An 18,302-nucleotide genomic window follows, 5' to 3' on the forward strand; every position below is an offset into this window, starting at 1 on the left:
AAAAAGCCAGCAACGAGACTGCTGGCTTTTCTTTATGATCTTTTTTAACGCCCAATAAACAACTGGTTGGTCATCACATTCGCACTTCCGCTGCTTTGGTAGCCTTCTACAGTAAATGCCGTTTCATACATTCTGCCCATTGGCATCCCTAAGCTTTCCCATTTATTAAAATGCGCACTGACGGAGACCGTTCCGCTTGTACGCTTTGTTTGACGTACACTCCAATATTGCTTGAAGGTCGCGATCCCGATAATGGAAGGCTGATTGACGCGGGTCGTTTCATAAATGTCATATGTGCCCCCGTCTGCATAAAACGTTCCTTTATGTGCTCCTGTTGGACGATACGTGCCCCATGAATCAACAATGTAGTATTCTGCTAGTGGAGATTGTGTCCAGCCATAGACACATAAATAAGAATTCCCGCCTGGGTTAAAGCTTGCGTTGTAATTGATGGAGATGTTGCCAAGTTGATGATGAGTTTTAGTGGAATCAAACTTCTTTCCTTTCCGAAATAAGGCATTTCCGATATTGTTCCAGCCTGCACTAAATGCCCCGCCGTTATTGAGTGTCATCGATGTATTTCCATAATCCTTCCATAATTCATAATCGTAGCCGCTATGGTTACCCATTTGATTGTTGGTAATCGTCATTGCATGAGCTGGTACAGCAGTCAGTATAAGCGTCAGTCCAATGCACATCACAAACAATAGCCTCAATCTTTTGAAATTCATTCTTTATTCCTCCCTTTTTTCATCAGTATTGTTCTGTCATCCCTATGATGAAACGAGCCCATCACCTCCTTTCATGTAACGACTCTCTGCTAAATGGAACGATACTGCTTTAAATCGACATGTATGTCTCTTGTTTTTGTATAAATGCTTTGATACAAACGAAATAGATGGGCATAGACATCAACACGCTGCTGATTTGGCTCATATACGGCCGCTTGATGGATAAACTGATCAGCACATGCTTCAAGTGATGGATACCATCCACAGCCAACCGCCGCAAGCATGGCTGCACCTAAAGCAGGCCCTTGTTCATTTTCTAACTGGATGACCTCCGCCTGAAAAATGTCTGCTTGCATGTGAAGCCATGTTTGACTTCTCGCCCCGCCGCCAATGGACACAATAGAATCGATTCTTTTTCCTGCCTGCCTAAATAAAGCAATTGATTCATTTAACGAAAAGGTGATCCCCTCTAGCACAGCTCTAACCATATGCGTCCTTTCATGCCTGCTATCTAATCCAATCAAGCTCCCGCGAATGATTGAATCCGCATAAGGCGTTCTTTCCCCAACTAAATAAGGGGTAAAAAGCAATCCATTCGCCCCGGGCGCTACATCAGCCACACCCTCTAAAAGCGCTTGGAACGATTCCTCTGGAGCCAATAAGGATTTTGTCCAATCAAGGCTATATCCTGCTGAAAGAGTGACACCCATCGTATAAAAAGCGTCTTTTTTTGCATGATGAAACAAATGCAAGTTTCCTTGCAGCTCTCTTTCACAGTCCTCTTCGTAGGAGAGAATGACACCGGATGTGCCAATGCTGCATAACGTGTGACCGGATGACAAAATACCTGCACCGATTGCCCCGCATGCATTATCTGCTCCCCCTGCAAAGACTTTTGCACCTTCTTTGATCCCAGTCTCCCGTGCAACTTGCGGCAAAAGTGTACCGACCTCCGCCTCTGATGAGACAAGCGGCGGGCAAATATGAGAAGGAATATCAAATGCCTGACAAATCTCCTCACTCCACGTCTGTTCTCCGATATCTAACAGTAAAGTGCCAGCCGCATCGGAATAATCAATATGAATAGCGCCGGTTAATCGAAATCTGACGTAATCTTTCGGGAGTAAAAACAAGTCGATTTGTTGATCAATATTTGGTTCATGTTCCTTCACCCATAATAATTTTGGCAGTGTGAATCCTTCTAGCGCCTGGTTTTTAGTGATCTTTTGCAGCCGGTCTCCTAGCTTTTTTGTGATGCGTGTACATTGCTCTGTCGTTCTTGTATCATTCCACAAGATTGCGGGGCGGAGCACTTGGTGTGATTCATCTAATAAAACCAAACCATGCATCTGTCCAGAAAAGCTGATGCCTTCTACTTGCCTTGAATGAGCAGGCTGCCTCGCCATGAGTTCTCTCATTGCGGCAATCGTCTGCTCTACCCAATCCTCAGGATGCTGCTCACAATATCCAGGTTTATCTTGAATGAGGCGGTAAGGTTTAGAGGTTTCACAGCACACCTTTCCATTCTCATCTACTAATATCGCTTTGACTCCGCTCGTTCCAAGATCAATTCCCATCACATACTTCATCTTTTCACTCCTTCAAAACAGGTCCGCCTATTCAATCAATTTTCTAACAAGTATTGATTCAATCGTGCTTTCAACTGTTCCTCTCTTCCCGATTCGTTTCTGATTAAAGGATGCTTCAAAGCATATTCTTCTAATGTATGAAAGTTTGCTTTTCCTTCTGAAATGTCGCGTCCAATTCCTTCAGAAAAGCTGCGGTATCGGTGCTTGATCACATCTTCAAACACACGATCTTCGATGAGTCTATGAGCCACCCGCAGCCCTTTTGCGAACGCATCCATTCCCGCAATATGGGCATACAAAATATCTTCAAGTTCAAAGGAAGCTCTTCTGACCTTTGCATCAAAATTGAGTCCTCCAGTTCCAAGTCCGTCATTTTGCAGGATTTCATACATGGCCAGTGTTGTGGCATATAAATCGGTTGGAAATTCATCAGTGTCCCAGCCTAGAAGCGAATTTCCTTGGTTCGCATCAACAGACCCGAGCAGTCCATGAATTCTTGCTACACGTAATTCGTGCTCAAATGTATGACCAGCTAGTGTCGCATGATTGGCCTCGATATTTAATTTAAAATGTGAATCTAATCCGTATTGCTTTAAAAAGGCGATAGATGTCGCTGCATCTGAGTCGTATTGGTGGGTTGTCGGCTCCTTTGGCTTTGGCTCAATTAAAAATTGACCGGTGTACCCAATTTCTTTTGCATAATCAACAGCCATGTGCAAAAAAGTCGCCATGTGGTCAAGCTCTCTTTTCATATCTGTATTTAGCAGTGTGTCGTAACCTTCTCGTCCTCCCCAGAAAACGTAATTTTCTGCGCCGAGGTCTTTTGCTGTTTCAATTCCTTTCTTGACTTGCGCGGCCGCATAGGCAAATACATCTGCATGACAAGATGTTGCAGCGCCGTGTACAAACCGGGGATGCTTGAACATGTTGGCAGTGTTCCACAGCAGCTTCACCCCGCTTTGCTGCATGTAATCTTTCATTCTTTCTAAAATGATGTCTAACTGTTGGTTCGTCTCTTGAAGCGTGTCTCCCTCAGGCGCAATATCACGGTCATGGAATGAAAAATATGGAACATCCAATAGGTCAAAAAGCTGAAAAGCCACTTCTAATCTAGCTTTCGCCAAATCCATTCCACTATAGGAATCCCAAGCTCTTTGCATGGTGCCCGTTCCAAACATATCTGTTCCATCAGCAGTCAATGTGTGCCAATAAGCGACTGAGAAACGCAGGTGGTCTTTCATTGTTTTTCCGCCAATCATTTCGTTCGGATTATAATATTTAAAAGCAAGTGGGTTTTTTGATTGTTTTCCTTCATATTGAATTTTGCCGATTCCCTCTAAGCTGTGTAAGGATTTCATATTTGATTTGACCATACTTGATTCCTCCTATGAATTCACTTTGTAAGTTGATTCAACAAACTAATGATCAATCTGTCATCAAATCTCTTTGAATTTTCCATATTTTTTAGTTTTTTAGAAATATTTTCGTTATAATAAAGTTAAAATCATTCTTCTCATGAAATACATTCTTAAAAAAGAACCTTTTTTCAACTTAATCTAAAGACGAAACAAATGGAGTGGATAATGTGGATATCGCTGATCAGAACTTTGTGAAAAAAATAAATCAAAAGCTATTACTAAAAGAAATCCTCCAACATGCGCCAATCTCTAGAGCGAAATTATCTGAACGCACTGGTTTAAATAAATCGACTGTTTCTTCTCAAGTGAGTACGTTAATGAAAGAACATCTCGTCTATGAACTCGGTCAAGGTGAATCTAGCGGCGGGAGAAGACCTGTTTTACTCATGTTTAATAAACATGCTGGCTACTCGATAGGCATTGATGTTGGTGTTGATTATGTCAATGGCATTTTAACAGACCTTGAAGGGTCTATTCTTCTTGAAGAGCAGCTCAAGCTCCCATCCAGTTCACCTGATGTGACCACACGCATATTAATTGAATTGATTCAGCAGTTGATCTCACAAATCCCTTCTTCTCCATACGGGCTTATTGGCATTGGCCTTTGTATACCTGGGTTAGTGGATGCAGATGAACAAATCGTGTTTACACCTCATTCAAAATGGAAAAATGTTGACCTGAAAACAACACTCCAAGATACCTTCCAAGTACCGGTCTTCATTGAAAACGAAGCAAATGCCGGTGCATATGGCGAAAAAATCTTTGGTGCCGCTAAACACTATGAACATCTTATCTATGCAAGTATCGGCACTGGAATTGGAATCGGTATCATTATCAATCATCATTTATACAGAGGCGCATACGGATTTTCTGGTGAGATGGGACATATGACGATCGACTTTAATGGACCAACATGCAGCTGTGGAAACCGTGGATGCTGGGAGCTGTATGCATCTGAGAAAGCATTGTTTCAGTCACTTCAAACAAAGGACCAGCACGTATCCTATCCAGACATTGAACAGCTGGCGAAGTTAAATGATATGAAAACGCTCAATGCCTTGCGCAACTTTGGTTTTTACCTTGGCGTGGGTCTCACGAACGTCCTGCATACCTTTAACCCACAAGCTGTTGTTTTAAGAAACAGGGTCATTGAATCACAGCCAACGGTTCTGAGTGTCATTCAAGACGAAGTATCTTCAAGAATGAATGCACAATTCAGCTCACGTGTTGAGCTACTCCCTTCGTCATTAGGACACAACGCACCAGCGTTAGGAATGACATCTCTTGTGACTGAAGCTTTCCTGCATGATGCTACCCTTTCACAATGAACCGCTAACTGATAAAAAAAGACAGCTTTTAGAGCGTTGTCTTTTTTTATTTACCTGTTTCTTCATAGCGAAAATAGTTGAAATCAGCAGGCAAACGCTCGCCGCTTGTATCTTGGCACTGCATGCCGACAAATGCCCCTGTAAAAAATCCCCCTCCGCGAATGAAATCATCAGATAAATGGCTGGATTCAAACGGCACATCAATCTCCTCCCACTCTTGCTGATCAAAAGAATAAGAATATTTGTACGTGTCTTTCCGAACGGTCACTTTTAAATACACATATCTGACCTCGTCTGGAATGACGATTTTATTTGTCAACGGCTGAGAAAAGGTAAGGTTTTGACAGACAGATAATTCAAGGATACGACCAAGTTCCTCATCGTATGTCACCTGAAGGGCTGTCCAGTTTTCCGTATTATAATAATTCACAAGACCAGCAGCTTGCTGAAAATTTGCTGGAAAGAATGAAACAGCTGTCTCAGCTTCAAAATAAAAACTTTGCCAGCGCCTTGCAACAAACGCTTGGGTAAATTTAGACGTCAGAGACTCCTGACCGTATAGCCTTAAATGACGAGGGTTCTCCGTCAATGAACCAATTTGATTCGTAAAAGGGATTCTTAATGTTTGGAAATGTCTATTTAACACCGATTCTTTAAATTCATCGACTGTATGGTGCGTTGGAGAGAAGACCTTTTCGCTTATTGCTGGCGCTTCAACCTCCAGTGCTCCTTCTTTCCCTCCTACAACATAAGGCCAACCATCTTTCCATTCGAGCTTTTGAATCGCTGTCTCTCTTCCTAAAGGACACCAACCTCTTTGTTGAAAAATAGATTCCTTACTTGATCGAATCGGACGGCCCGTGAGATGAGCCAAGTACCATTCATTTGTATGCGTTTGAACAATTGAGGCATGCCCGCATTTTTGAAGCGGATGGCTAGGCACATGGAAAGCACTTAAAATCGGGTTATCAGGATGCACCTCATAAGGTCCTTCAATATGTGAGGACCGGGCAATCGTGGCCGCATGCTCGTACCGAGTGCCCCCTTCTGCCGTTAATAAATAATAGTAATCACCGATGTGATAAAGATGCGGGGCTTCCGTCAGTTTAATAGACGTGCCTTTAAAAATGACCTTCCGCTGACCGATCAGTTTCTTTTCAGACACACTGTATTCCTGCAAGGCAATGCCTGCAAAGGAATGATGCTTTTCTCTATGATCCCACAGCATATTTAATACGTATTTCTTCCCGCTTTGATCATGGAATAAAGACGGATCAAATCCAGAGCTATTGAGTCGAATCGGTTCGCTCCACTCGCCATCGACTTCGCTTGCTGTGACCAAATAATTATGACCATCCTTAAACGGACCATCCACTACTTTGATATCTGAATAGATGAGCCAAAACTGGCCATCCGCATAGCTTAAGCACGGTGCCCATACCCCGCCAGAATCGGGATTTCCTTTCATGTCTAGTTGCGTCGTTTTTTGCAAAGGGCGCGCAACGAGCCGCCAATGGACGAGATCCTTCGAATGATAAATTTGAACCCCCGGAAACCATTCAAATGTAGAGACCGCAATGTAATAATCGTCTCCTACACGGCAAATACTCGGGTCCGGGTTAAACCCTTTTAGCACTGGATTGGTAATCTTCATTGAACTCCCTCCTCTTTAAGATGACACTACATTTTGAAATCATCGATATGATCCACATACACCTGATCTCTATTCTCTAGCTCCCTCACGACTTTTTGATGTTTTTCTTCATCCAGGTTATAAAAATTAATATCAATCATCGCTAAAATAAGTAAACATACAGGAATAACCGTTGTGGTGATTAAAATGCCAAGTAATGCTTCTGGTGTTTGTATTTGGTTCGCTACATAGCCAAATCGATCGAGTACAAGCCCTGGAACGATTCCGCCTAATGCCATGCCAAATTTAAAGAAGAATCCAATCACTGCGTAGATGAGCCCGCCCATCCTTTTCCCTGTTTTATATTCGCCATATTCAACAGTTTCAGGAATGAGCGCCCACATGTAAGCACCTGCTGTAATACTCCCAGCAGCAGCGACGAGTCTGAAAATAAGGATCAGAACAATTTGACTCGGTGGTATCACAAGTAGAGCAAGAAGACCTGCGATATTCAGCAATAATGAATAATTCAGCAGTTTTTTCTTTCCTAACAGCTTGTGTAGCCGCGGAATAAACGGCAGCACCATTAAAGCTGGTAGGCTGCCAATGAGTCCGTACCACTTCACTAAATCTTCTCTGCCAAGGTTATATGTCACATAATAGATTCCTACCGAGTTGCTGATTGAATTCACGCCAAAAATAATGATAAAGAAAATACTTAACACAACAAGCGGACGATTCACTCGTAACTGGACAAAGATATCGGTGAACTTAATCTTTTCCTCTGGCTTTTGAAGCGTGACACGTTCATTCGTGCTTTTAAAACAGAAAATAAGCAATGCGCCGCCAAGAACGCCGAGAAATGCCATCGTCATCTGCCAGCCAAGTGCTGTATTTCCTGTTGTATCACCTAAATAAGTCGCAAGAAAAGGAACAAAAAAAGCAACAACCAAACCGCCGAGATTTGCAAAAACCATACGAACAGACGTAATGCTGACAACCTCTTGGTTATTTCTTGTCATTGCGGATGTTAAAGCCCCATAAGGAACGTTGATGAACGTGTATGTAAGTGATAAACCGACATACGTGATGTAGGCATAAATGAGTTTGCCCATAGCGGAAAAGTCAGGTGTTGTAAAGCAAAGGATTGCGAGTACCACAAAGGGAAACGCACCGAATAACAAGTAAGGTCTAAACCGGCCAAAACGGCTGTTCGTTCGATCAACCATCGCACCAATAAATGGATCTGCCAGCGCATCGATGGCGCGAACAACCAAAAACATCGTCCCTGCTGCTGCCGCTGATAAACCATATACATCTGTATAAAAAAATAATAGATACGTAGAGACAGTTGCATAAATTAAATTACATGCGAAATCTCCTGAAGCATATCCCACTTTTTCAGACATACGAATCTTCTTTAAATTCTCACTAACCATGAGCGTTCTCCCTTCTTCACTTAGCCTCTTCTAACGATCAGATGATGCAGGGCAGCAGCAATCATTACATAAATATAAAGCGCTTTCAATTCGTTGCAAAAATGAAGCTGAATCTCTCAATCCTTCAGCTTAGCCCACATACGCAGTCAATCATTTGAATGATGGAATCATCCCCTTTAGTGAACGGATAAACAGGTAATCACCATCTTAGTTTATTGCCTAAACAAACTAAGATGAATTCATTTTATAAAATCTGATCTGACTTTTCAATATATTTCGAAAAAATAATCCAAATAATTGATATCTTGTTATTTTTTCTTTCATATGAGGATCAATATCTTCTAAAATGGCGATAAAATAAGAAAGGAATCATTTAATCATTGCAATTTAACTCATCCCATGCTATATTAATCAAGCGATGAGCTGAATTGTGTAAGTCGGGTAACACGTCTCTTTGAGACACACACGAATGTGGCGTGTGGTTATTCCGCCTCAATACGCAAAAGACATCTTCTGTTGAAGATGTCTTTTTTCTTATCCTATTTTTGTCCCATTTTCAACCGGCTCATCTGTGGCAAGCAAGACAACGTCTTCTTTTGACGGCATGCCTCCTAAGACAAGCACTTCTGATTTGAACCCTGCGATTCTTCTTGGCGGGAAATTGACGACTGCCACGATTTGTTTGCCGATAAGATTCTCAGCGGTATAACGTTTTGTCAGCTGTGCACTAGATTGCTTTAGACCAATTTCGTCACCAAAATCAATCTTTAGTTTCAATGCAGGTACTCTGGCTTCTGCAAAAAATTCTGCTTCTAATATTGTCCCAACACGAATATCTAACGCCACAAACTGTTCAATATCTGCCATATGAATCTCTCTCCTCTTCATTTAAAGGTACAAGCACACAATTCCTCTTCTGCTAGATGACCTCTGGTCTCTCGTTGATTCCTACATTGTAGCACATTCAATTTATCAAAAAACGGGTTCACAAAGCCGAGTAAGCGCCAAAATCACTCACCAGTTTACATAATAAATTTATTGTAGTCTATTAAATGTTTGCATCTTGAAAATGAATTCTGTAAAATGGCAAATAATCCTACTGCTTCCTCTCGAATATTTCAGGGAGGGTTAACACTTGTTTACATTATCAGATATGTGGACGTTTTGCTGGTCGTTTTTCGTCATTCTTCCTATCGTTGCCATCCTGCATCAGTTAGGCCATATTGTGGTCGCATGGATGTTTGGGGCAAAGGTTTCTTTTGCTCTTGGCAGAGGCAAAAAAGTGCTGAAAATAGGTGTAGTTGAAATTAGACGAATCTATTTTCTAGATGCGTTTTGCCATTATGAAGAAATGAGAAAAAATAACCGTTTGTCGCACATTCTTGTCTACTTAGGCGGATCATTATGCAACCTGCTCAGTGTTCTCATATTGAATACTATGATCGCCAATGATTTCCTGCCAGAACATCAATTTTTCTATCAATTTGCTTACTTCTCAGTCTACTATGTATTTTTTGCGCTGCTGCCAGTGCAGTATGCAGATCATCATCCGAGTGACGGGCAAGCGATTGTGAACATCATTCGGCACGGTGAACCATGTGACATCATTGACTAAAATAGATGACTCTCGCTGTCAATATGATACTGAATCGTTAAAAAAGGAATACCGAATAGCTTCATTTGATGAACCGCTGTGAGACTTTCTTCTGTCTCCGGTTTCATATGAAAGCTCTCTTCCATTGGCAGTTTCATGGTGATAAAAGGCGTATGCAAATACAATCCTTCGTCACCGGTACTGCCTTTTGGACATTTGCTTTTTAATAGAAAGTCTTCCTGCTCATTAAAAGGTTTTAAAATGGCGGTAAGCTGTGAATACGGAAGCGGCAAAGCAATATTCATATAACCCGCATCTGCATCATGATGATGAGCATAAAGTGCAAAAAAGACTTGCTCACCTTTCTCGTTGTGACGAATCCACGCACGCACATTCTCTCTTTCTTCCTTAGGGTGTTGAAATCTGCAAAGGCTTCCCAGCATTTCATACGGAATACGAGATGACCCCAAATATAGCTGACCTATTTTTTTAAAAACTGGTTGAAGTAAAAAGATAAAAGGCCTCACCCACCAATGAAAACAGACCGCTGTTTTTAACGTAAATTGCATGGGGTTCTCATAAAACCTACGAATAATAGGTGACACCCTTTCAGCTGAAAACGTCTTTCCATTTAATTCTGCAAGCGAATCTACTAAACCTATCTTCTCGCTATCATGCATTCTTTCATTTTGAAAAGACATCAACTGAAAACGACCGTGTACCCTCGAAATCGGAAATCCCTTCTTGTTCAATTGATCAGCCGGCTTTTCGATCAGCCATCCAATCAGACCTGGTAAAATAACAAAACATGCGTTGATACTACCATGGAACCAAATCATTTGATCAATGCTTATGTAGGTCACACGCATGAGCATGCCAGCAGAATAAAGAAGAGATAACACGATGGTCCCCATTAACATACAGCTAGAAAACACAACCAGCCCTTTTGCCACAGTTGAACGAAATCCTGTTTTCATACAAAGGATTCCATACACGTGAAGTGCAATCACATAAAGAATGACGCTGAACGTATCAAACAGACGAGAAAAACTAATCCCAACAGCAATCATCACAGGTGACAGCAAAATCACCCAGCCACCCACTTTGTATAACATCGTCTCTGTTTTCCGCTGCCTCCCTAATAACCCATAAAAAATCGGGATAAAAAAAGCGGAGTAATGAAAATGAATAGCGGTCAAAAGAACAATAAACGGCGAAAATGTCATCACTTGTATATCTGCCGTGTACAGCCAAAACCAAATCCCACCTAAAGCGATATACATAAATGCACCATCTATCATCAGCTCATGCAGTGGAAAGGTTCCTCTTTTCAGCAAACGAGTGAAGCCAAATAACGCCAGAATGATGGTATAAAAAAACCATCCCAATGCAAGCCAAGCGGAATGATAGATGAATGCGCCGGTAGCACAGAGAGCAGCTAATGGAAAGGCTTTCATTATAAAGCCGATAAGCCCCTGCTGCCGCTTCTTTCCTTCCTGATCGAAAAAGTGTAATACAGCGGGAAGAAAAAATAAAATCGCAAGAAGAACAAAGAATTCTGCGATCGGACCTGTCAACATACGGGTGGCGAGAAAACAAGACATAAAGATCATGCTAGACGTCAAATGCCATTTATTCATCATGAGACACACTTTCAGTAAACCGGCCTTTATAAGTAAAAAGAGTTCCAAAAAGGCGATTTTTCACATGCACATCAATTGTATACTCACCTGCATGTTCGTCGTAGCTTTCCGTTACATCTGACACACCATAAAGCCACGAAGGCAGCGGCCACTCCCGTCGTAACATCAAAAACTTTTGCTTACCGGAATGAATGTGCAGACATCCATTTTCCGTTACTGTAAAATGAAGCTCCGACATCAGAAGTCTTGGTTTTCCAAAGTAGTCTAGTACTTTATGACTCTTCTGATCAATGATCATATCTGCATCAAAATGTCTTTCCTTCTCAGGGAAATAGAACGTACGAAACCAGTGCATGCCTTCCTCTCCCTTGCTTGTCATAAAGGGTTCGTTCACAATTCGAAAGGGAATGTTTTTCCCTCTCTCAGGGAAAAAACAGCGAAACAATGGACCTATTCTGAATAAAAATCGGATGAGCTTCGTCCCGCCGCCTATTTCATCCATGATCCCTTCGGCAGTAAACGCGCGGTTGTACCGCTCTTTTAATTTCGGATGCAGCTTATCGTAATCCTTTACTTGGTGATGATGAACGACCATGTCTACCTCCCCTTTTTCGTTTGATCGAAAACACATCTACACAATCTTTTAAATTAATCATTCCTGCAATCGACAAAATGAAAAATGCACTCACCACAAGCGGCTCATGAAGGGTCGTTTCTGGGGATAGGATTCCTATACAAAGCATCATAAGCAGAAAAATGCTTTGCAAAATGAAGAGATATATCTTTGGTAGCTTAGGAATCAGCCATAATACGCCTAAAAGGGCATAAAAGAAACGAAACCCGGTGCTATGATCAAAAGCAGAATGTGAAAAAGGAATGATCGCTTGGAATAACCAGACGATAGCAAACAGCAAACAAATCCCGTAATGAGCAAGTGTTCTCTCTAGCAGCAAACGGGGATGTGTTCCCTTTTCAAGCCACGTCTTTAATGCCCCAAAACTAAAGGCTGTCATAAAGCCTATCATCGGCCGAAAAAAGAATCGATTTGCCCATTTCCACCCTTTTCCTTCTTTCGTTTCATAATCAAATTGAGTTTGAAACACAATGTGATCGTTCGTTTTCATGTACTTCCAATAGCCGCCACCTTCTTTAATGAAAGATAAAGGATGTGACGATTTGAATTTGAGCGAGGACGCTCTTTTATCACGCTCATCCATCACTCTTGTTCGATACGCTCCTGTCCCTGTCACACTTATACCGAATCCAAGATGTTTTTCATACAAGAAAGTTTGAGGCTGTTCATCTCTAGTTTCATTTAATGAAATGGTTGAAAATCGCAAATCCCACTGTTCATGAAGCTTTGGATTTTGCGTATATTCCCATACTTTCTCTATAGGTGCATGAATGGTTGTTTCCACATAAACAGGCTTTCTTTTCATCTGCCTCTACTCCCCTATGTGAATTATTTCACATAATAAGCATACCATGTTTCACAAAACTGTCAAATCTTTATTGGTTTTCTGTCAAAAGAATTTGGTCTCCACATTGCCATCCCCTTCATGATATCCGTTCACTATATAAAAAAAGACCTGTCAATGAGACAGATCTTCTTTTTGCTGTACGCCGGCGATATAAAGACGGACCGCATAGCTCACACTATCTTCAAGCTGTTCTTTTCGTTGAAATCCCTTTTTATTTGTAATGTCTCCAAAGCCGTGCAGTAAGCTTCTGAGTCCTCTTACTACATGCGTCATTTCATCTTCTTTTACACCAAATCGTGACATGATGGATTGGACAAACTCAGTAAGGCGCTCTGCAGCAACACTCACTTCTTTTTCATTCATCTGTGAAAAGGCGGCTTCATAAAGACCTGGATGTTCACGGACAAATTGAACATATTGTCTTGCAAAGGCTAAAACAGCGGCTTCTTTTTCTAGCCCTTCCGTTACCTGAATTCCTTTTTCACAAAGCATTGACAGCCCTCTAACTGAGAGAGCCGCCTGAATCTCATGAAGACCGGATACATGATTATAAAGGGAGGGTGGCCTGATGTTCAGCCGCTTAGACAATGTAGCAATTGTCAAAGCGGAAAAGCCCTCTTCATCAACAAATTCAGAGGCTGTATCCATGATTTTCTCTTGCGTGATACCCATTCTTGGAGACACGATTTACTGCCTCCCTTTCTTTAACTGATGCTGCCTTTTTGTAATGGCAGCTTGAAGCTTTGCATGAGGTTTCATGATAAGATCACCATGTCCTACTGCAAGACAGGATAAGGGAAGTGCCAGCAATTTTTCGGCACTTTTGAGTGCTGTTTCTGCATCCCAAGTGGCAAAAGCCGGGAACGGGAAGGTTAAGCGAAACTCACCCGTTACGAATAAACCGCCTTTTGTCACAAGTGCATCTCCTGCAATGACAACCCCTGACCTTTCATCGTATAAAGAAATGCTTCCAGGTGTATGTCCTGGTGTTGCGATAACTTTAAGTGGCCCAATCTCGTCCCCTTCTTCGACAAGCACATCTGGTTTTGTGTGAATGTCTTTTGAAAAACTGCCTTTAATTTTTTGCTGAGGTTCACCAGGAAGCAAGGAAAAATCACCTTCAAAAAGGAGGGCATCGCGTTTTGATAAATAAACGACTGCCTCTGGAAAAGCCTTTTTCACTTCATCTAGTGCACCGATATGATCCATATGACTATGAGTGAGAATAATCTTGTTGATTGGCTTGTCTTTTTTGTGCGCAAATTCAATGATCGAGCTTGCTGCCATTTTTAAAGCAGCATCAATTAATATCAATCCATTCTCTTCCTCAAATACATAGCAATTTACCGGAAATAGACGCGGCATCAATGTGAGCTGGTGAAGGCGATCAAAAGTTGTCAATCTCATCATGTGTCCTCCTAAAACTAATATCGTTAGTTTTATATTAACTAATGGTATTAGTTTTAGCAACTATTTTTTCATCGACCGCAATATAAATATCGATTTGCGCTTCTTTTGGATCAATAGACCTTTCATCGTACCATTCAAAATCCCCTGTATATGTGCGAAAATAGCGCTGATCCCAATTCCAAATCTGCTGCCATGTTTCAAGCACAACTTCTTCAATCGGTCCCTTTCTCGTTCGAAATCTTGCGTACGTGGACGGGGGAATTTCTTTTACATGTTCTAGATGCTGATCCACAAAGTGTCCAGCTGTGAATAAATAAGAGCCATTTTCATCTGTTTCATAATCTGAATACAGCCCTATGACTGGGGCTTGCCCTCCATGAAGCTGCTGCGCAAAAAATTGCTGCCAAAGAGGTGCAATCTTTCGCTCTTTTGTCAGCTCCATTTCGTTCGTTGTTCGAACAGACAAGCCTTTGATCAAATATTTCTCTAATGTCACGATATCGTACATACATTCTCATCTCCTTTTTTTCATCATATAAAAAGAAACCTGACAACACTGTGTCAAGTTCCTTTTCTTTTGAGAAATTGTTTCAACTGGAGATCAAATGCTTTCTGAACATGCTGCGGGGAGATAATGTCGACATCTGGTCCTAAATGGAATAGGAAACTATATAACCAATCATCTTGAGGCAGGCTGATTGTTGCAAGATAGGTTCCGTCTGAACAGACGATTAATTCGTTCTCATCCACCCACTCCTTCACTCTGCCAACTGATGCTTCAGTTAGCCTTAGCATCAGTGTGCTGACTGAAGGTTCTTCGTGCCAAGAGTCATTCCAAGGCTTCTCTTCGTTTTTGATCCTTTTCGGTTGGAAAAATCCTGAAATCGTGATGAGGTCTGTCATTCTTGTGAGTTTGAACAGACGAAAGGCTTTTTTCACACAACAAAACGCATACAAATACCAATGCCTTCCTTTTAAGACGAGCGTATAAGGCTCCACTTTCCGAGGAAGTGTTTCTCCTTTCGCATTGCGATAGGTAAACTGAATATATTGGTGCTCTGAGGCAGCTGTATGAATCAGCTGGAGCTTCTTCTCTGCCTGGCTGTCTTTTCCCCAGGAGCTTAAATCAATGAAGATATGGTGCTGCTTTTCGTTTTCATCTGTTTGAGACGGAATCAGAGATTTGATTTTTTTCAGTACATGCTCACTTTCTTTAAAGCTGTATGCACTCGTCATGCTTTCAAGGGCTGTTAAAATGAGCTCGATGTCATCATCGGTGAATAATTTTTTCTCTAAACGATAGTCGTCAACAAGTGAAATGCCTCCGCCTGCTCCTTGCGTTGTCACAACAGGAATCCCAGCTTGATTGATGGTATCAATATCACGATAAATGGTCCTCACGCTCACTTCATGAAGTTCAGCGAGCTCTTTCGCTTGAACTTGCTTCTTGCTAATGAGCAGCATCACAATAGACAGAATGCGATCAATTTTCATGACTTTTCCTCTTTTTCATAAATGTAGGTTTTGATTTGATAAAAAAAGAAAGAATGGTAAAGATAAGTAACAGCCAGCATTCGTTTACATCCCTGCACGTGCAGGAGGAGGTTGCATCATGACACATAACGTGTGGCAGTTGTTCATGATTGGGATCATCATTTTGATCTGCATGATCATTCGAATGAATCGAATGAGACGCTATCAGCTTGTGCGCCCAGTAAGTCTTTTGATGAGAATGTATGTATTTGGTTTCACTGCCCTTATTCTCCTATCAGAAGGATGGCAAAATCACAGTATTTTCATCTATGCCGCCATAGGCATGATCTTCGGTAGCAGTCTGGCCGTTCACGCCTATCAGACGATTCGCAAGAAAGAAGAAAATGGCCGGCTTTATGTCAAAACGAGTAAATGGATTGAAAGCTTCATTTTATGTTTGTTTTTATCTAGATTTGCCTTTAAATTGGTTGAGCTGACAAAACACTCTATGACGAAGATCGATGTCATTGAATTGTATCAGCATATAGTGAGCGACGATGCCTTGACCATGCTCAGCTTTTTTCTGCTTGCTGCTTACTATATTGTTTTTTCTTATCACATGATGAAAGCAAATAAAAGATCAACTCATGTTCATCATGCATAAAAACCTTCCTATATGAAAGTAGGAAGGTTTTTTATCAATCATGCTGTGCATGGTGAATCATTTGTTCAAGCACTTCCATCACATGCTGATCTTCAGGACTGTAGAAAATCGAGGTCCCTGCTCGTCTAGATTTCACGAGACGAAGGTTTTTTAAAAAGCGCAGCTGATGAGAAACGGTTGATTGCATAAGATTCAGTGTTTCCGCGATATCATTTACCGAGTGTTCACCTTGAGACAGCAGGTGCAGGATACGAATACGTGTCGGGTCCGATAAGGCTTTAAATGTTTGTGAGACAAGAAATAGACTTTCTTCGTCCAGCTCCATCCGCTCCTGCTCTTGATTTGTATTCAGTTCTTCCTTCATTTCGCTTCACCTTTCTTGTCAGTCAAATCACGACTTATTCTATGTATCATCATATACCAAATCGTACGGTGTGCAAAGCTTACACACCTTTAGAAAAAAGATTTATTCAAATAGCATTGACACTTGGTAGCATTCTTTTTAAAATGAGCATTATTTATTCATTTTTTTAGAGGAGATGATAGGCAAATTGACTGAAGAGCCAAGACTAAAACGCAGCCTGACTGTCTTTCCACTTGTTGTGATCGGGCTTGCTTATATGGATCCACTTGTCGTATTTGATTCATACGGCATTGTTGCTCAGCTGACGAAAGGACACGTAGCTGCAGCTTATATATTTACTTTACTAGCATTACTATTGACAGCGCTTAGCTATGGGAATATGGTGAAGGCTTTTCCAAAAGCAGGATCTGCTTATACATATGCGCAAAAAAGTATTCATCCTCACGTCGGCTTCCTAGTGGGCTGGACGCTTTTGCTTGATTATTTATTTTTGCCTATGGTGAATTTTGCAATCGGAAGTGCTTATTTAACCGCAGCCTTTCCTGATGTACCTCATTACATTTGGATCATCATACTTGCTATCGCCATAACGACTGTCAATGTAATCGGTATTCGGCTTACAGCCAACATTACGGCACTATTTGTTACCTTTCAGGTCATTGTCGCCGCCACCTTTGTTGGGTTTATTATTTATGGACTCACGCAAAACGCAGGCAGCGGAGAATTATTCTCAGCCCGTCCTTTTTATTCAGCGAGCTTAGACCCGGCTCTTATTTTTTCAGGGGCGACCATTTTATGTTTTTCTTTTCTAGGGTTTGATGCGATTTCGACCTTGTCTGAGGAAACCATTAAGCCGAAAAAGACAATCCCTCTTGCGATTTTCTTAACGGTCACCATTGGAGGCGCGCTGTTTACTCTCACCTCATATTTTTTACAGCAGGTGTTTCCAAATTTCCAGCAGTTCAAGCATCCAGATGCGGCCTCACTTGAAATTGCGGAATTTGTGGGTGGCGCATTTCTCCACTCGTTCTTTTTAGCTGGCACGATGGTCGCTGTCATCTCTTCTTCCTTATCGTCACACGCGAGTGCAGCAAGGCTGTTATATGCAATGGGAAGAGATCAATCGTTACCGAAGCGTTTCTTCGGTTATATTCATCCGACATTGAAAACCCCTGTTTTTAATATTTTATTAATTGGTGTTTTCTCTTTAACCGCAGTTATTGGCGAGCTTGAAGTCATTTATTCATTTATCAGCTTCGGCGCATTGATTGGATTCACTTTTGTGAACTTGTCTGTTTTTGCGTACTATTTCGTCAGACATAAACAAAGAGGTGTACTGAACACATTGAGATATGCAATGATCCCTCTTTGCGGAACGGCCTTTTGTATTTGGCTGTTAACAAGCATTCATACAAATGCATTAATCATTGGAATGGCCTGGCTCATTATCGGTTTCCTTTATTTCTGCCACAGGCTGAAAACAAGACCTGAATTTACGTTTGGGTATGATTGATCATAAGGTTTTCACTTGGTAT

The 18,302-nt window shown here is 41.5% G+C and carries 18 protein-coding genes; 4 read left to right on the plus strand and 14 right to left on the minus strand.

From position 1 onward, the window contains the following. Nucleotides 1-44 precede the first annotated feature (44 nt). The 3 genes from C6W18_RS00975 to xylA form a co-directional block, all read right to left on the minus strand. Nucleotides 45-731, minus strand: a complete 687-nt coding sequence (locus tag C6W18_RS00975; RefSeq protein WP_105925435.1) for a glycoside hydrolase family 11 protein — start codon at nucleotides 729-731, stop codon at nucleotides 45-47. A gap of 89 nt (nucleotides 732-820) precedes the next feature. Further along, nucleotides 821-2,320 (minus strand): xylulokinase, encoded by a 1,500-nt coding sequence (xylB, locus tag C6W18_RS00980; protein ID WP_105925437.1) that lies wholly within the window; start codon nucleotides 2,318-2,320, stop codon nucleotides 821-823. A gap of 35 nt (nucleotides 2,321-2,355) precedes the next feature. Further along, nucleotides 2,356-3,693, minus strand: coding sequence for a xylose isomerase (gene xylA, locus C6W18_RS00985; RefSeq protein WP_105925439.1), 1,338 nt, complete (start codon nucleotides 3,691-3,693; stop codon nucleotides 2,356-2,358). Between the two features lie 212 nt (nucleotides 3,694-3,905). Between xylA and xylR the strand changes: the two genes are divergently transcribed. Continuing rightward, the gene (gene xylR, locus C6W18_RS00990) at nucleotides 3,906-5,066 is read left to right on the plus strand and encodes a transcriptional repressor XylR (protein WP_105925441.1); all 1,161 of its coding nucleotides are present in this window, start codon (nucleotides 3,906-3,908) and stop codon (nucleotides 5,064-5,066) included. 46 nt (nucleotides 5,067-5,112) lie between these two features. On the opposite strand, the gene C6W18_RS00995 is transcribed toward xylR, so the two are convergent. The 3 genes from C6W18_RS00995 to csaA all read right to left on the minus strand — a co-directional run bounded on the left by C6W18_RS00995 (nucleotide 5,113) and on the right by csaA (nucleotide 9,005). Then, nucleotides 5,113-6,720 carry a glycoside hydrolase family 43 protein gene (locus C6W18_RS00995; RefSeq protein WP_105925443.1) on the minus strand — a complete coding sequence of 536 codons (1,608 nt, stop codon included), beginning with the start codon at nucleotides 6,718-6,720 and terminating at the stop codon, nucleotides 5,113-5,115. A gap of 26 nt (nucleotides 6,721-6,746) precedes the next feature. Then, a complete protein-coding gene (locus tag C6W18_RS01000; RefSeq protein WP_034319305.1) occupies nucleotides 6,747-8,138 on the minus strand; it encodes an MFS transporter in 1,392 nt (463 codons plus the stop codon). A gap of 534 nt (nucleotides 8,139-8,672) precedes the next feature. After that, complete coding sequence (gene csaA, locus C6W18_RS01005) at nucleotides 8,673-9,005, minus strand: chaperone CsaA (protein WP_034319302.1); 333 nt, start codon at nucleotides 9,003-9,005, stop codon at nucleotides 8,673-8,675. A 268-nt stretch (nucleotides 9,006-9,273) separates the two neighbouring features. Here csaA and C6W18_RS01010 point away from each other — a divergent pair, with 268 nt between their 5' ends. Next, the gene (locus tag C6W18_RS01010) at nucleotides 9,274-9,753 is read left to right on the plus strand and encodes a site-2 protease family protein (RefSeq protein WP_034319300.1); all 480 of its coding nucleotides are present in this window, start codon (nucleotides 9,274-9,276) and stop codon (nucleotides 9,751-9,753) included. On the opposite strand, the gene C6W18_RS01015 is transcribed toward C6W18_RS01010, so the two are convergent. The 7 genes from C6W18_RS01015 to C6W18_RS01045 form a co-directional block, all read right to left on the minus strand. Beyond that, nucleotides 9,750-11,372, minus strand: a complete 1,623-nt coding sequence (locus C6W18_RS01015) for a YndJ family protein (RefSeq protein ID WP_105925445.1) — start codon at nucleotides 11,370-11,372, stop codon at nucleotides 9,750-9,752. The genes C6W18_RS01010 and C6W18_RS01015 overlap by 4 nt on opposite strands. Then, entirely contained in the window at nucleotides 11,365-11,970 is a 606-nt protein-coding gene (locus C6W18_RS01020; RefSeq protein ID WP_105925446.1) for a DUF4166 domain-containing protein, read from the minus strand. Before C6W18_RS01020 ends, C6W18_RS01015 begins: the two co-directional genes overlap by 8 nt. Further along, nucleotides 11,933-12,814 carry a hypothetical protein gene (locus C6W18_RS01025; protein WP_105925448.1) on the minus strand — a complete coding sequence of 294 codons (882 nt, stop codon included), beginning with the start codon at nucleotides 12,812-12,814 and terminating at the stop codon, nucleotides 11,933-11,935. The genes C6W18_RS01020 and C6W18_RS01025 overlap by 38 nt, the downstream gene beginning before the upstream one ends. Before the next feature lie 153 nt (nucleotides 12,815-12,967). Beyond that, nucleotides 12,968-13,540, minus strand: a complete 573-nt coding sequence (locus C6W18_RS01030) for a TetR/AcrR family transcriptional regulator (protein WP_105925450.1) — start codon at nucleotides 13,538-13,540, stop codon at nucleotides 12,968-12,970. A gap of 3 nt (nucleotides 13,541-13,543) precedes the next feature. After that, entirely contained in the window at nucleotides 13,544-14,263 is a 720-nt protein-coding gene (locus tag C6W18_RS01035) for an MBL fold metallo-hydrolase (protein WP_105925452.1), read from the minus strand. A gap of 37 nt (nucleotides 14,264-14,300) precedes the next feature. Continuing rightward, on the minus strand, nucleotides 14,301-14,774 hold the full coding sequence (locus C6W18_RS01040) for a GyrI-like domain-containing protein (protein ID WP_105925454.1): 474 nt from the start codon (nucleotides 14,772-14,774) through the stop codon (nucleotides 14,301-14,303). A gap of 53 nt (nucleotides 14,775-14,827) precedes the next feature. Further along, complete coding sequence (locus tag C6W18_RS01045) at nucleotides 14,828-15,760, minus strand: helix-turn-helix transcriptional regulator (RefSeq protein WP_105925456.1); 933 nt, start codon at nucleotides 15,758-15,760, stop codon at nucleotides 14,828-14,830. A 118-nt stretch (nucleotides 15,761-15,878) separates the two neighbouring features. Here C6W18_RS01045 and C6W18_RS01050 point away from each other — a divergent pair, with 118 nt between their 5' ends. Continuing rightward, the gene (locus C6W18_RS01050) at nucleotides 15,879-16,403 is read left to right on the plus strand and encodes a CcdC protein domain-containing protein (RefSeq protein ID WP_034319278.1); all 525 of its coding nucleotides are present in this window, start codon (nucleotides 15,879-15,881) and stop codon (nucleotides 16,401-16,403) included. 34 nt (nucleotides 16,404-16,437) lie between these two features. Here the strand turns inward: C6W18_RS01050 and czrA are convergent, their stop codons facing one another. Next, nucleotides 16,438-16,767: a Zn(II)-responsive metalloregulatory transcriptional repressor CzrA gene (gene czrA, locus C6W18_RS01055; RefSeq protein ID WP_007500691.1), complete on the minus strand. Its 330-nt coding sequence runs from the start codon at nucleotides 16,765-16,767 to the stop codon at nucleotides 16,438-16,440. 187 nt (nucleotides 16,768-16,954) lie between these two features. Here czrA and C6W18_RS01060 point away from each other — a divergent pair, with 187 nt between their 5' ends. Continuing rightward, complete coding sequence (locus C6W18_RS01060; protein WP_105925458.1) at nucleotides 16,955-18,280, plus strand: APC family permease; 1,326 nt, start codon at nucleotides 16,955-16,957, stop codon at nucleotides 18,278-18,280. The last annotated feature ends 22 nt before the right edge of the window (nucleotides 18,281-18,302 follow it).

This window comes from Bacillus sp. LLTC93, from assembly GCF_002993125.1.
GTDB classification, from domain to species: Bacteria; Bacillota; Bacilli; order Bacillales; family Bacillaceae; genus Bacillus; species Bacillus zhangzhouensis.